Consider the following 14,954-nt stretch of genomic DNA (forward strand, 5'->3'; position numbering starts at 1 on the left):
ATAGGGCGAATTAAAGGGCGAGGTCTTGCAGTTCGAGCTTGAGCTCCGGGCCGGACAGTTTCACCCGCTCGTGGGCCGCAAGCGCCAGCGTCGCACCGACCACGTTCGGGCGGATCGGCAACTCGGCGGCGTCAAGGTCCAGCAGGCACACCAGCGTCACGCTGGCCGGGCGGCCGTAGTCGAACAGTTCATTCATGGCGGCGCGGATGGTCCGGCCGCTCATCAGCACGTCGTCGATCAGCACCAGGTGCTGGCCTTCGATCTCGAATGGCAGGGCGGAGGGGCGCACTTGAGGGTGCAGGCCGTTCTGGCTGAAATCGTCGCGGTAGAAGGACACGTCCAGGGTGCCGAGGGGCGAGTCGCTGCCCAGTTCATCGAGCAACGCCTGGGCGACCCAGACGCCGCCGGTACGAATGCCGATGTAGCGCGGTTCGCTGATGCCACGGTGTTCCAGATGTGCCTTGAGACGGATCGCCATCTGGCTGATCAGTTCGGCGGGATTGGGCAGGCTCATGGTTGCTCCTTCTTGGGCCCGAGCCGGTGCGTGCGGGGTTTGGCTCGGGTTGTCGCTAAGAGAGACGCTTTGACGGCGCTTCAGGATTCGAACAGTGCGGTGTTTTCGTCGAGCCAGCCTTGCAGCAGCAGGGCGGCGGCGATGGCGTCGACCGGGTTGTCGCGGTAGCTGCCCTTTTGTCCGCCACGATCACGTCGTTCGCCCTTCGCTTCGAAGGTGGTCAGGCGCTCATCGTGGGTATAGAAGGGCAAGTTGTAGCGGCCATTGAGGCGGCGGGCGAATTTCTCCGCGCGCAGGCACATGTCGCTCGTCGTGCCGTCCATGTTCAAGGGCAGGCCAACCACCACAGCATCGGGTTTCCACTCTTTAATGAGGGCTTCGACCTGATTCCAGTCGGGAATACCGTTCTGTGCCTTCAAGGTGCACAGCTCGCGGGCCTGGCCGGTAATCACCTGGCCGACCGCAACGCCGATCTGTTTGGTGCCGTAGTCAAAACCCAGAATCAGTCGCAGGGCCATCAGGCGTGGCCCGCCTGGCTGGTCAGCAGGCTGAGATTGACCCCGAGGTGCTTGGCCGCCGCGTCCAGGCGCAGTTCGCTGCTGGTGTTGAACAGGATGTCGGCGTCGAACGGGCAGGTCAGCCAGGCGTTCTGCGCCAGCTCGGCTTCGAGCTGCCCGGCTTCCCAACCGGCGTAGCCGAGGGCGATCACGCTTTTGGCCGGGCCGACGCCGTCAGCGATGGCGAACAGCACGTCCTGGGAGGTAGACAAGGAAAGGTCGCCTTCCAGATCAACGGTCGCCTGAAAGGTCTTGCCCGAAGGGTGCAGGACGAAGCCGCGATCGGTCTGCACCGGGCCGCCGATAAAGATCGGCACATGCTGGCAGAGCACGGGCGGTTCGATGTCGGGGCGCAATTGCTCGAGGATATCGGCCAGATTCAGGTCTTGCGGGCGGTTGACCACCAGCCCCATGGCACCATTGGCCGTGTGCTCGACGATGTAGGTCAAGGTGTGCGCAAAGTTCGGGTCGGCCATGTGAGGCATGGCGATCAGGAAGTGATGCTTGAGGTAGCTGGGGCTGACGTTCTTCATGAGCGCTAGTGTGGCGTTGGAGGGGCGAACTGACAAGCTGGGGATGCCGCAATTTGGCAGCCAACTCGGATCAAATGTGGGAGCGGGCTTGCTCGCGAATGCGGCGTGTCAGTCGACATCAATACTGAATGACACACCGCATTCGCGAGCAAGCCCGCTCCCACAGGGGATTTGTGGTGGTCAGTTGCTTGAGAGTCTGTCCCCACGAGCGAATTTCCAGGTGCGGATGATTTCCAAACGGTCTATATCCGACAAATCCCCGGTAAACGGTGAAAACGGTGCCGCCAGCCGCACAATCCGCTGTGCCGCCTGATCCAGCAGCGGTTGCCCGGAGGACTCCAGCACCAGCACTTCATACAGCGAGCCATCGCGATTGATCGAGACCATCAGGCGCAAATTGCCGTAGATCTGCTGGCGCCGCGCTTCGTCGGGGTAATTCAGGTTGCCGATGCGCTCGACCTTTTTGCGCCATTCGTCCTTATACCAGGCGCCCTTGTCTTTCATGGTCGAAGCAGCGCTCAGGCGGTGGATGCGCGGGCGCTTGGCGTACAGCTGTTGTTCGTTGGCCAGTTCTGCTTCCAGGCTGGCAATGTCGCTGGACAGCTGTTCAGTGTCGAAAGTCGGTGCCGCCACCGCAGGCTTGGTTATCGGCTTGATCTCTTCGTTCTTCGCCGGGGCTTTTTTCGGCTTCGGCGCGACCGTGGTCACGGCAGCTTTGGGCGCTGCTTCCGGCACTGGCGGCTTGGCGGCCGGCGGCGGTGTGACTTTCTGCACCTTGTTGTCCTGGAAGGGCGCGACCTCAGTGGTCTTGGGAATTGCCTTTTTATCCAGGGTGCCACTGCCTTCCTGATTTTCCTGGGCGAGGAAATCAGCTTTCGCAGGCTTTTTTTCACTTTTGAAGGTGGCGAGGGTGATTTCCAGGGTTTTGCTGATCTGCTTGGGTTCAACCATCGTGAACCCGACGCCCAACAGCAAGGCCAGGTGAATCAACGCCGCGAGAAACAGGGTAAATCCGAGGCGATCGGCTGGGCGCACGCCACGATGGGCGAGTTCAGCGGGCAGATCGGACGGAAGTGTCATGACAAGGAAACCAACATCGCGTTTTTCACAGGCCGCGCATGATAACGCAATGTTGGTTCAATCTTGGCTGTTCTATATCAACGAGCCTTGAGCTTCTGATCGATGGCATCCATCAACATCCCGCCAATGTCGGTGCCGAACGCATTATCAATCTCGCGAATGCAGGTCGGGCTGGTGACGTTGATTTCGGTCAGGTGCTCGCCGATCACGTCCAGGCCCACGAACAACAGGCCTTTTTCACGCAGGGTCGGGCCGACTTGTGCGGCAATCCAGCGATCCTTTTCGCTCAGCGGACGGGCTTCGCCACGGCCACCGGCCGCGAGGTTGCCACGGGTTTCGCCGGCGGCCGGGATGCGTGCCAGGCAGTAATCCACCGGCTCGCCGTCGATCATCAGGATGCGTTTGTCGCCGTCCTTGATCGCCGGCAGGTAGGCCTGGCCCATGATCTGCTGGGTGCCCAGCGCGGTCAGGGTTTCCAGAATCACCGACAGGTTTGGATCGCCCGCGCGATGACGAAAGATCGAAGTGCCGCCCATGCCGTCCAGCGGCTTGAGGATCACGTCGCCATGTTTGGCGGCGAACTCACGCAGCACGTCGGCGCGGCGGCTGACCACGGTCGGCGGCGTGCACTGCGGGAACAGCGTGGCGAACAGCTTTTCGTTGCAGTCACGCAGGCTTTGCGGCTTGTTGACCACCAGCACGCCAGCGCGTTCGGCTTGTTCCAGCAGGTACGTGGAGTAGACGAACTCCATGTCGAACGGCGGATCCTTGCGCATCAGGATCACGTCCAGATCGCTCAGCAACGCGTCGGTCTCGGCTTCCAGTTCGAACCATTTTTCCGGGTTGGCGAAGACTTTCAGCGGACGCATCCGCGCCCGGGCTTCGCCTTCACCCTGATACAAATCGCGCTGTTCCATATAGAACAGTTCCCAGCCGCGCTTCTGTGCGGCCAGCAGCATGGCCAGCGAGCTATCCTTTTTATAGGAGATGCTGGCAATAGGATCCATGACAATCCCGACGCGAACGCTCATGGGTTTTTCCTCGAATTTGGGTGGTCCGGTTGGACACGAAAAAGTGGCGTCAGATTGGCGCGCAGTGTGTTCCCGGTCAAGGAAAAACCACCGCGCCAGTCACCCGATAGATTGCATTTGGAGACTGTGCTAAAAAGGCTGCCATATCGTTCCGGCCCTTAAACATCAAGGGTTTCGAGCCTCCGATTATCGGAAATGGACAATTTGATTCGCAAAGGCGACGGCAGAGCATTTATGGACCAGCATTCCAGCGCCTTGAAGGTCATGGTGATCGACGATTCGAAGACGATTCGCCGCACCGCCGAAACGCTGTTGAAGAACGTGGGTTGTGAAGTCATCACGGCCATCGATGGTTTCGATGCCCTGGCCAAGATTGCCGACAACCACCCCGGCATCATCTTCGTCGACATCATGATGCCGCGCCTGGATGGCTATCAGACCTGCGCGCTGATCAAGAACCACAGTGCGTTCAAGTCCACGCCAGTAATTATGCTGTCGTCCAAGGACGGGCTGTTCGACAAGGCCAAGGGGCGCATCGTCGGCTCCGACCAGTTTTTGACCAAGCCTTTCAGCAAGGAAGAACTGCTGAACGCGATCCAGGCCCATGTACCGGGCTTCGCCGCCGTTTTGCCGCAGTAGGACACGCACAGTGACGCTCGGCCAGCGGGCCCGGCGTTGACAAGAATGGGGAAGACCATGGCACGTATTCTGATCGTCGATGATTCGCCGACCGAAATGTACAAACTGACCGGCATGCTGGAAAAGCACGGTCATGAAGTGTTGAAAGCCGAAAACGGCGCCGACGGCGTGGCCCTGGCCCGCCAGGAAAAACCTGACGCGGTGCTGATGGACATCGTCATGCCCGGCCTCAACGGTTTCCAGGCGACCCGCCAGCTGACCAAAGACCCGGACACCGGGCACATCCCGGTGATCATCATCACCACCAAGGATCAGGAAACCGACAAAGTCTGGGGCACGCGCCAGGGCGCCAAGGATTACCTGACCAAGCCGGTCGACGAAGAGACCCTGATCAAAACCCTGAACAACGTGCTGGCCGGTTGATCGTCCGGCCATGACCGAGTCGCTGACGGCTTTCGAACTGCTGCTGCAGATCGACCAGCGCTGTCGTCTGCTGGCGGCGGATCTGCCGTCCCAGCCGACCCGACAGGACCGCTGGAGCGGCATCGGTTTTCGCTTGGGCGAAAACTGGTACGTCGCGCCCATGGGCGAAGTCAGCGAGGTCCTGCACGAACCGCGTTTCACCCAATTGCCGGGCGTCAAACCCTGGGTCAAGGGTGTGGCCAACCTGCGCGGGCGATTGCTGCCGATCATGGATTTGTGCAGCTTCTTCGGTCATGAACAGTCGACCCTGCGCAAACAGCGGCGGGTGTTGGTGGTGGAACACGGCGAAGTGTTTGCCGGGTTGATGGTCGACGAAGTCTTCGGCTTGCAGCACTTTGCCCAGGACACTCTGGAACCGGTGTCGACGGCCGATCTCCACGGGCCGATTGCCGCGTTCGTCCAGGGCCGGTTTCAGCGTGAGCAGACGTGGCAAATATTCAGTCCGTTTACGCTGGTGCAGTCACAAAGCTTCATGCATGTAGCGCTGTAAACGCGAACCCTGTGGGAGCTGGCTTGCCTGCGATGGCATCACCTCGGCTAGAAGTGAGACCGTGTCGCCTGCATCGCGGGCAAGCCCGGCTCCCACAGGGTCCGTAGCAGGTTTCAAGAGTGTGGGTTAACAGGCGAGGACCGATGATAAAAACAAAAACAGGCAAGCCAGAAGGATCGCGCAGCCGCTCGCAGATCATCGTGCTGTTCATCGCGCTGATCATCTTCATCATGCTGCTGTTCGCCAACTTCGCTTACCTCAACACGCAAGCCACGTATGACAAACAGTACATCGGCCACGCCGGCGAGCTGCGCGTGCTGTCCCAACGCATCGCCAAAAACGCCACCGAAGCCGCTGCCGGCAAGGCTGCCGCGTTCAAGTTGCTGAGCGATGCACGCAACGACTTCGCCCAACGCTGGGGTTACCTGAAGAAGGGCGACCCGGCCACCGGCCTGCCACCGGCGCCGTCCACCGTGCGCCCGGAAATGCGCGCCGTGCAGCTGGACTGGGAACGCCTGCTGAAAAACACCGACGCCATCCTCTCCAGCGAGCAGACCGTGCTGTCGCTGCATCAGGTCGCCGCAACGCTGGCCGAAACCGTGCCGCAGTTGCAGGTCGAATACGAAAAAGTCGTCGAAATCCTCTTGCAGCGCGGCGCGCCGGCCGCTCAGGTGGCCATGGCCCAGCGTCAGTCGCTGCTGGCCGAACGCATCCTGGGCGCGGTGAACACCGTGCTGTCCGGTGATGAAAATTCGCAACAGGCCGCCGACGCGTTCGGTCGTGACGCGGCACGGTTCGGCCAGGTGCTCAACGGCATGCTCCAGGGCAATACGTCGCTGCGGGTCAGCCAGGTCGAAGACCGCGATGCGCGTGCCCGCTTGACCGAGATTTCCGAGCTGTTCGAATTCGTCTCCGGCTCCGTGGATGAAATCCTCGAAACCTCGCCGGAGCTGTTCAAGGTTCGCGAATCGGCGACCAATATTTTCACCTTGTCACAAACCCTGCTCGACGAAGCCTCGCACCTGGCCACCGGGTTCGAAAACCTTGCCGGCGGGCGCGACACCGACACCATTGGCGGCTATGTGCTGGGCCTGTTGGCGCTGATGTCGATCATCCTCATCGGCCTGGTGATGGTTCGCGAAACCAATCGCCAGCTGCGCGAAACCGCCGAGAAGAACGAGCGCAACCAGACTGCGATCATGCGCCTGCTCGACGAGATCGAAGACCTCGCCGACGGCGACCTCACCGTGACCGCCTCGGTCACCGAAGACTTCACCGGGACCATCGCCGACTCGATCAACTATTCCGTCGATCAACTGCGCGACCTGGTGGCGACCATCAACCTCACCGCCGGCCAGGTCGCCGCCGCCGTGCAGGAAACCCAGGCCACCGCCATGCACCTGGCCCAAGCGTCGGAACATCAGGCGCAACAGATCAGCGAAGCCTCCACCGCGATCAACGACATGGCGCAGTCCATCGACCAGGTCTCGGCCAACGCCGCCGAGTCCTCGGCGGTGGCCGAACGTTCGGTGGAGATTGCCAACAAGGGCAACGAGGTGGTGCACAACACCATCCACGGCATGGACAACATCCGCGAGCAGATTCAGGACACGGCCAAGCGCATCAAGCGCCTGGGCGAGTCCTCTCAGGAAATCGGCGACATTGTCAGCCTGATCGATGACATTGCCGATCAGACCAACATCCTCGCGCTCAACGCTGCGATCCAGGCCTCGATGGCCGGTGACGCCGGGCGCGGTTTTGCGGTGGTGGCCGACGAAGTGCAACGTCTGGCCGAGCGCTCGTCCGCCGCCACCCGGCAGATCGAAACCCTGGTGCGGGCTATCCAGACCGACACCAACGAAGCGGTGATTTCCATGGAGCAGACCACCACCGAAGTGGTGCGCGGCGCGCGTCTGGCGCAGGATGCCGGAGTGGCCCTGGAAGAAATCGAAGGTGTATCGAAGACCCTGGCAGCGCTGATCCAGAGTATTTCCAACGCCGCGCAGCAACAGACGTCTTCGGCCGGTCAGATTTCCCTGACGATGAACGTGATCCAGCAGATCACCACGCAGACGTCATCGGGTTCGACCGCCACCGCCGAGAGCATCGGCAACCTGGCGAAAATGGCCAGTCAGCTGCGGCGCTCGGTGTCCGGTTTCACCTTGCCGGCGGCCAAGGCGCAGGCTGCGGATAAAGTGTGAAGCGCCCGCAGGCGTTTGCGTTTTTTTGAGTAGAGCAGTGATTTGGAGTGGTTATGGGTGATCGGCACGACTATGTGGCCCTCGAATGGGTCAAAGGCGAGATTGCCGAAACGCTGAAAGTGGCTCATCAAGCCATCGAAACCCTGCTTGATGACCCTCAGGCGACGCACGCCCTGAGCGATTGCCTGGCGTGCATCCATCAGGTTCACGGCAGTTTACAGATGGTCGAATTCTACGGCGCGGCCCTGCTCGCCGAAGAAATGGAACACCTGGTCATCGCCTTGCAACAGAACCGCATCGGTCATCGCGACGAGGCGCTTCACCTGCTGCTGCAAGCCCTCGGGCAGCTGCCGATTTACCTCGATCGGGTGCAAGGCGCGCGGCGTGACCTGCCCTTGGTGGTGCTGCCATTGATCAACGATTTGCGCAGTGCCCGGGGCGAAAGCCTGTTGTCGGAAACCAGTCTGTTCAGCCCGCAATTGCTCGACCTGCCGGGGTTGGACGAAGAATCGCTGGCCCTGCTGGAACCGGCGGATCTTCCCAATGTGCTGCGCAAGTTGCGGCAGATGCTGCAGATGGCGTTGGTCGGGTTGCTGCGCGAGCAGGATGACGAGACTAACCTCGGTTATCTGACCAAAGTTTTTTCACGCCTGGAAGGACTGTGCGGCAACGCGCCTTTGAGCCCGTTGTGGCAAGTCGCCTCGGCGCTGGTCGAAGGCATGCGCGGTGGCTCGATTGCCAACAGCCCGGCGCTGCGCAGCCTGTTCAAGGACGCCGACAAAGAACTCAAGCGCTTGCTCGAACAGGGCATTCGCGGCATCAATCAGCCGGCGCCGCCGGAGTTACTCAAGAGTTTGCTGTTCTACATTGCCAAGGCCGAACATCCCACCGGGCAGATGCTGACCATGAAAGATCGTTACTCACTGGACGACGCGCTGCCTGACAGCGCAATGGTCGACGAAGAACGCGCCCGCCTGGCCGGCCCTGACCGTGACGCCATGCGTTCGGTGCTGGCCGCACTCTGTGAAGAACTGGTGCGGGTCAAGGAACGCCTGGACCTGTTCGTGCGCAGCGACCGCCAGCACACCTCGGACCTCGAAAGCCTGCTGGCGCCCCTGCGGCAAATCGCCGACACCTTGGCGGTGTTGGGTTTTGGCCAGCCGCGCAAAGTCATCATCGATCAACTGGCGGTGGTGCTGAGTCTTGCCCAAGGCCAGCGCGAACCCAACGACGCCATTCTCATGGACGTCGCCGGGGCCCTGCTCTACGTCGAAGCGACGCTGGCCGGCATGGTCGGCACCGTTGAGCCGGAGAGTCAGGAAGAAAGCCGCCTGCCGACCACCGACCTGACGCAGATCCATCAGATCGTGATCAAGGAAACGCGTATCTGCCTGCAACAGGCCAAGGACATGATCGTCGACTACATCGACGCCGACTGGGACCGCCAGCATTTACAGGCCTTGCCGGCGTTGCTGACCCAAGTGCGTGGTGCGCTGTCGATGATTCCGTTGGGCCGTGCGGCGAGCCTGATCGAAGCCTGCAACCACTTCATTCGCGAGCATCTGCTGCTGGACCCGGGTCAGCCCGGCTGGCAGGAACTGGACAGCCTGGCCGACGTCATCACCAGCATCGAGTATTACCTGGAGCGTCTCAGCGACGACCCCGAGGCTCCCGGCGAACAGCTGCTCGACGTGGCGGAAAAGAGCCTGGCGTCACTCGGCTTTTTCCCCAGCGAACAGCATGTGCCGATGCTCGAGGATGTGCTGAGCCCGAGTGAAGCTCAGGTGATGCAGGACCTGCAAGAACTCGATGACCCCGATACCGTGCAGTCGCTGGCCGATGTCCTCGCCAGCCCGGTCTCTTCGGTCAATCCGCCGGCCCTGACCACCCCGGGCAGCCTGCTGCCACCGCCCGCCGGCGAAGAGCCGGTGGACGATGAGCTGCGGGAAGTCTTCCTCGAAGAAACCGATGAAGTCCTGGAAATCCTCCGGGAATACTTGCCGCGCTGGACGGCCAATCCGGACGATAAAGCCGCGTTGAGTGAATTGCGCCGTGCGTTCCACACCTTGAAAGGCAGTGGCCGGATGGTCCGTGCGCTGGTGCTGGGTGAGTTGGCGTGGGCCGTGGAAAACCTGCTCAACCGCGTGTTGGAACACAGCGTTGCGCCTGGGGCGGCGGTGCAACAATTGCTCCGCGATGCACTGGAGCTGCTGCCGGCGCTGGTGGCTGAATTTGCCGCCAATGCCCAGCGCCAGTGCAATCAGGTCGACCAACTGGCCGCTCGCGCCCATGCCCTGGCCAAGGGCGATACGCCCGCCAGCGATGAAGACACCCAGGACGTTGCGGCCCTCGATCCGCTGTTGCTGGAGATCTTCCGCAAGGAAGCCGAGACCCATCTCGCCAGCCTCAACCGTTTCCTCGATCAAGCCGCCGAGCAGGTGCCGTTGCAAGCCAGCGACGAGTTGCAGCGGGCGTTGCACACCTTGAAGGGCAGCGCGTCGATGGCCGGCGTATTGCCGATCGCCGAGCTGGCGACGCCGCTGGATCAACTGGCCCGCGAATACAAGGCGCACCTGATCGCCCTCGACCTCGACGAAGTCGAACTGCTGCTGGAAGCCGAAGGTCTGTTCCGCCTCGGGCTGCGGCAACTCAAGGATGATCCGCTGGCCGAAATACCGGATGCTGATTTGCTGATCGAGCGCACCAAGGCGTTGCTCTCCGAGCGTCTGGACGCGCTGTTGAAAGCGCCGAACACTGCGCTGCGAATCAAGCGTGATCCGCAACTGATCAACAACTTCCTGGCCCAAGGCATGGACATCCTGCTGGACGCCGAAAGCCTGTTGCAGCGCTGGCAGCAGCACCCCGGCGAGCGTCAGGAGCTCAGCGCGTTGCTGGACGAATTGACCACCTTGGGCGAAGGCGCACACCTCGCCGATCTGCACCCGGTGGACGAACTTTGCGAAGCGTTGCTCGACTTGTATGGCGCGGTGGAAGAAAGCAGCCTGGCGGTCAGCGACCGGTTTTTCCACGAGGCGCAAAGTGCCCACGAAGCGCTGATCAACATGCTCGACGAACTGGCCGCCGGCCAGGAAGTCAGCCCGCAACCGGAACGCATCCGGGCCTTGCGCGGCTTGCTCGACGAAAGCCTTGATCCGTCGTCCATGGGCCTGATCCGCAGCGATGGCAGCCGCACCCTGAGCATCCGCGAACTGGGCAGCGCCACCGCGGAACTGGAACAGACCGCGACCCAGGTCGAGCTGGACGATGAGATCGTCTCGATCTTCCTCGAAGAAGCGGTGGATATCCTCGAAAGCGCTGGCCAGGTCTTGCAGCGCTGGCTGAGCGACCCGGACAACGCCGCGCCGCTGTCGTCCTTGCAGCGTGACTTGCATACCCTCAAGGGTGGCGCACGGATGGCCGAGGTCCAGCCGGTCGGCGACCTGGCCCATGAATTGGAAAGTCTTTACGAAGGCCTGGTGGACCGCCGTTACAGCCACAGTGAAACCCTCGCGCAGTTGCTGCAACAGAGCCATGACCGGCTCGCGGTGTTGCTCGAACAGCTGAAGAACCAGCACACCCTGGGTGCTCCGAACGAACTGATCGAAGCGATTCGCAAGTTCCGTCAGGGCAACGCCAACACCGCCGAAGTGGCGGAACCTGCGCCGGCCAATGACTCGCCGGGCCACGACCCCGAGCTGCTGGAGATCTTCCTCGAGGAAGGTTTCGACATCATCGAAAACTCCGGCACGGCGCTGGTGCGCTGGCAAGCCGAACCGTCGAACCGTCAGGAAGTGGAAACCCTGCTGCGCGACCTGCACACGCTCAAGGGCGGCGCGCGGATGGTGGAAATTGCCCCCATCGGCGACCTCGCCCATGAGCTGGAATTTCTCTACGAAGGCTTGTCCGCTGGCGTGCTGCAACCGACCCCGGCGCTGTTCGCGTTGCTGCAAAGCAGTCACGACCGACTGGCGCAGATGCTCGATGCCACCCGCGCCGGTCAGCCCTTGCCGCCGGCTGATCGGTTGATCGACGCGATCAAGAACTTCAGCCATCCCGCTGTTCTCGATGCGCCGGTGGTGCTGCCCGCCACGCCGAAACCCGACACCCCGGCGCCGCAAGCCGAAGTGGGGGCCGACATGGTCAAGGTCTCGGCAGAATTGCTCGACGATCTGGTCAACCTGGCCGGTGAAACCTCGATCTTCCGTGGCCGTATCGAGCAACAGGTCAGCGATGCGCGGGTGGCCCTGAGCGAAATGGAAACCACCATCGAGCGGATGCGCGATCAGTTGCGCCGGCTCGATACTGAAACCCAGGGCCGGATTCTCAGCCGCCAGCAAGTCGAAGCCGAACGCCTGGGCTACGAAGAATTCGATCCGCTGGAAATGGACCGTCACTCGCAGCTGCAGCAGTTGTCGCGGGCGCTGTTCGAGTCCGCCTCCGACCTGCTCGACCTCAAGGAAACCCTCGATCGACGCAATCAGGATGCGGAAAACCTGCTGCAACAACAGGGCCGCATCAACACCGAATTACAGGAAGGCCTGATGCGCACGCGCATGGTGCCGTTCGAGCGCATGCTGCCGCGCTTGAAACGCATCGTCCGCCAGGTCTCCAGTGAGCTGGGCAAGGACGTTGAGTTCGTGGTCGGCAACGCTGAAGGCGAGATGGACCGCAACGTGCTCGAACGCATGGCGGCCCCGCTGGAACACATGCTGCGCAACGCCGTGGACCATGGTCTGGAATCGACCGAGGTGCGTATCGCGGCCGGCAAACCGGCCCAGGGCCGGATCACCCTCGACCTGTCTCGCGAGGGCGGCGACATCATTTTCGACATTCGCGACGACGGTGCGGGCGTGCCGCTGGACGCGGTGCGGCGCAAGGCGATCAAGCGCGGTTTGCTGGCTGCGGACGCCGATATCAGCGACCGCGACGTGCTGCAATTCATCCTGCAACCGGGGTTCTCCACTGCCGAGAAAATCACTCAGATCTCCGGGCGTGGCGTGGGCATGGACGTTGTTCACGAAGAAGTCCGGCAGCTCGGCGGCACCATGGTCATCGACTCGACACCGGGGCAGGGCGTGCACTTCCGGATTCGCCTGCCGTTCACCGTGTCGGTCAACCGCGCGCTGATGGTGCAGTGCCTGGAAGATCAATACGCGATCCCGTTGAACACCATCGACGGCATCGTTCGTGTGCTGCCCAACGAACTCGAAGGGCATTACCGGCTCGATCCGCCGACCTACGAATACGCCGGGCAGACGTATGAGCTGTGTTATCTGGGCGAACTGCTAAAAACCAGCACCCGTCCGAAACTGCTGGGCCAGAGCCTGCCACTGCCGGTCTTGCTGGTGCAATGCAACGAGCGGCACATCGCCGTGCAGGTTGACTCCATGGCCGGCACGCGCGAGATCGTGGTCAAAAGCCTCGGCCCGCAATTTGCGTCGGTGCAGGGTTTGTCCGGGGCGACGATTCTGGGCGACGGCCGGGTGGTGCTGATTCTCGATTTGCTCGCGCCGATCCGCGCCATGCAGGCCCAGGCGCCGCAACGCACGCAAACCCAGGACGCGGAGGTCGAGCCGCATAAACCGCTGCTGGTGCTGGTGGTCGACGATTCGGTCACCGTGCGCAAGGTCACCAGCCGTCTGCTGGAGCGCCACGGCATGAACGTGCTGACCGCCAAGGATGGGGTTGACGCCATGCTGCTGCTTGAAGACCACCTGCCCGACGTGATGCTGCTCGACATCGAAATGCCGCGCATGGACGGCTTCGAAGTGGCGACTCAAGTGCGCAGCGACGAACGTTTGCAGCACTTGCCGATCATCATGATCACCTCCCGCACCGGCCAGAAACACCGCGACCGCGCCATGGCCATCGGCGTCAACGACTATCTCGGCAAGCCGTACCAGGAATCGGTGCTGCTCGACAGCATCGCGTTGTGGAGCAAAACCCATGCTTGAGCACCGCACCAGCAATCTCACCGGGCTGCTGCTGCCCCTGGCCGACCGCAACCTGATCCTGCCCAACGTGGCGGTGGCGGAGTTGATCGACTATCAACCGGGGGCGTTCGATCTGGACACGCCTCCGTGGTACCTGGGGTTGGTGAAGTGGCGGGACCGGCAGATTCCGTTGCTGAGTTTCGAGTCGGCGTGCGGCAATAAAATCGTCATCGGCGAGCGTGCGCGGATCGTGATTCTCAATGCCCTTGGTGGGCGGCCAGAGCTGAAGTTCATTGCGTTGCTGGTGCAGGGGATTCCGCGGTCGTACAAGCTGGATAGTCAGTTGAGCTATGTGGATGTGCCGTTGTGTCCGCTGGAGCAGGCGGCGGTGCAGGTGGGGGAGCAAGTGGCGAAGGTGCCGGATTTGCTGGCACTTGAGCAGTTACTTGTGAGTGCTGGGTTGGTCTGACTGGCCCCTTCGCGAGCAAGCCCGCTCCCACATTGGATTTGCGGCGTACACAAAACCTGTGGGAGCGGGCTTGCTCGCGAAGGCGGCCTTCAATTCACCTCAAACATGACGGTTAAACCTTGGCCTGAGTCCGCATCTGCATCTGCAACGCCTCGTTATGGTCCAGCGCCCGCTCCACCAACAACTGCACCCCATCGGCCATTCGACTGAGCGCCAGGGCTACCGAGCGGCGCGAGCCTTCTACATCGTCCGCCAGATCAGCCGCAATGGCGCTGATGGACAGCAAGTCTTCAGAGGCATTGGCCAGCAGGGCTTCGGTATCGATATCCGGGGAGACGGTGAAGAGAGGATGTTTGCGGCGCTTGCCCGGTTTTTCGTGGGCTGGGGGGAAGTAGTAAGAGAAGACGCGGTCGGCGGCTTCTTTGAGTTTCTCGGCTTCGAGGGATGCGTCGGAACCGGTGTCGGTTTCCGGGGGATTGGGAGTGGCTTTGAACATTGTGAATCTCCAGTAATGAGTTTCAGCTGCTCCCTCGGTTCCAGCCGAAGGGGTGGCAGCTGTACGCGGGCTGGAACCCGAGGTGGAGAAAACCCGGTAGACCCGAAAGTCTCCCGCGCACAGCCGCCATAACGGAGTACACACATTAAAGGTGCGCAAGCATACGTCATGAGGGGGCGCATTTGCGCCTTCTACACCTCGGGGGTCCAGACCCGGTCGCTGAATTGGCAGCGACCCGTAAACGATAAAGATCAACGCAAAACCGCACCAGTCAGCGGCTTCCGGCATTGCTGTAGGCAGCGACGCCGGACTACGTAGCCTCTCACCGTTACTGCGGACAAACTTTTAAACACAAATCCCCATTTGGCTGGCGACGGTTGAAGAGTCCCAAAAAGGGACTGATCGGTCCTTTTTTGGGACTTACCGCTGATTGCTGTGGAGCGTTCTGAGGACAGATGTTTCAACACAAAAACTGGGTGTGTTCGAAATCCACCCCTCACCCCAGCCCTCTCCCCAGAGGGGAGAGGG

12 protein-coding genes are annotated in these 14,954 nt (G+C 61.6%); 6 read left to right on the forward strand and 6 right to left on the reverse strand.

Annotated elements, in window-relative coordinates; genetic code table 11:
• Nucleotides 1-10: 10 nt before the first annotated feature.
• The 5 genes from pyrR to gshB form a co-directional block, all read right to left on the reverse strand.
• Nucleotides 11-514: a bifunctional pyr operon transcriptional regulator/uracil phosphoribosyltransferase PyrR gene (gene pyrR / locus K0F88_RS10845; protein WP_219095061.1), complete on the reverse strand. Its 504-nt coding sequence runs from the start codon at nt 512-514 to the stop codon at nt 11-13.
• A gap of 80 nt (nt 515-594) precedes the next feature.
• Nucleotides 595-1,032, reverse strand: a complete 438-nt coding sequence (ruvX, locus tag K0F88_RS10850) for a Holliday junction resolvase RuvX (RefSeq protein ID WP_219095062.1) — start codon at nt 1,030-1,032, stop codon at nt 595-597.
• Entirely contained in the window at nt 1,032-1,604 is a 573-nt protein-coding gene (locus K0F88_RS10855; protein WP_077747229.1) for a YqgE/AlgH family protein, read from the reverse strand. Before K0F88_RS10855 ends, ruvX begins: the two co-directional genes overlap by 1 nt.
• Nucleotides 1,605-1,784: 180 nt before the next feature.
• Nucleotides 1,785-2,684, reverse strand: coding sequence for an energy transducer TonB (locus K0F88_RS10860; protein ID WP_219095063.1), 900 nt, complete (start codon nt 2,682-2,684; stop codon nt 1,785-1,787).
• 77 nt (nt 2,685-2,761) lie between these two features.
• A complete protein-coding gene (gshB, locus tag K0F88_RS10865; protein ID WP_219095064.1) occupies nt 2,762-3,715 on the reverse strand; it encodes a glutathione synthase in 954 nt (317 codons plus the stop codon).
• A 234-nt stretch (nt 3,716-3,949) separates the two neighbouring features.
• On the opposite strand from gshB, the gene pilG reads away from it, so the two are divergent.
• The 6 genes from pilG (at nt 3,950) to K0F88_RS10895 (ending at nt 13,930) form a co-directional block, all read left to right on the forward strand.
• Entirely contained in the window at nt 3,950-4,354 is a 405-nt protein-coding gene (gene pilG, locus K0F88_RS10870) for a twitching motility response regulator PilG (RefSeq protein ID WP_219095115.1), read from the forward strand.
• A 57-nt stretch (nt 4,355-4,411) separates the two neighbouring features.
• Nucleotides 4,412-4,777, forward strand: coding sequence for a twitching motility response regulator PilH (gene pilH / locus K0F88_RS10875; protein WP_027926574.1), 366 nt, complete (start codon nt 4,412-4,414; stop codon nt 4,775-4,777).
• Between the two features lie 10 nt (nt 4,778-4,787).
• On the forward strand, nt 4,788-5,327 hold the full coding sequence (locus K0F88_RS10880) for a chemotaxis protein CheW (RefSeq protein ID WP_094470197.1): 540 nt from the start codon (nt 4,788-4,790) through the stop codon (nt 5,325-5,327).
• Nucleotides 5,328-5,470: 143 nt separating this feature from the next.
• The gene (locus K0F88_RS10885; protein WP_219095065.1) at nt 5,471-7,528 is read left to right on the forward strand and encodes a methyl-accepting chemotaxis protein; all 2,058 of its coding nucleotides are present in this window, start codon (nt 5,471-5,473) and stop codon (nt 7,526-7,528) included.
• 53 nt (nt 7,529-7,581) lie between these two features.
• Nucleotides 7,582-13,482, forward strand: coding sequence for an Hpt domain-containing protein (locus K0F88_RS10890; protein ID WP_219095066.1), 5,901 nt, complete (start codon nt 7,582-7,584; stop codon nt 13,480-13,482).
• A complete protein-coding gene (locus K0F88_RS10895; protein WP_094470200.1) occupies nt 13,475-13,930 on the forward strand; it encodes a chemotaxis protein CheW in 456 nt (151 codons plus the stop codon). The genes K0F88_RS10890 and K0F88_RS10895 overlap by 8 nt, the downstream gene beginning before the upstream one ends.
• A gap of 112 nt (nt 13,931-14,042) precedes the next feature.
• Here K0F88_RS10895 and K0F88_RS10900 read toward each other — a convergent pair whose 3' ends face one another.
• Complete coding sequence (locus tag K0F88_RS10900) at nt 14,043-14,426, reverse strand: DUF6124 family protein (RefSeq protein ID WP_219095067.1); 384 nt, start codon at nt 14,424-14,426, stop codon at nt 14,043-14,045.
• Nucleotides 14,427-14,954: the final 528 nt, after the last annotated feature.

Origin of the sequence: Pseudomonas sp. UMAB-40, from assembly GCF_900095275.1 — a bacterium.
Taxonomy (GTDB): domain Bacteria; phylum Pseudomonadota; class Gammaproteobacteria; order Pseudomonadales; family Pseudomonadaceae; genus Aquipseudomonas; species Aquipseudomonas mandelii_B.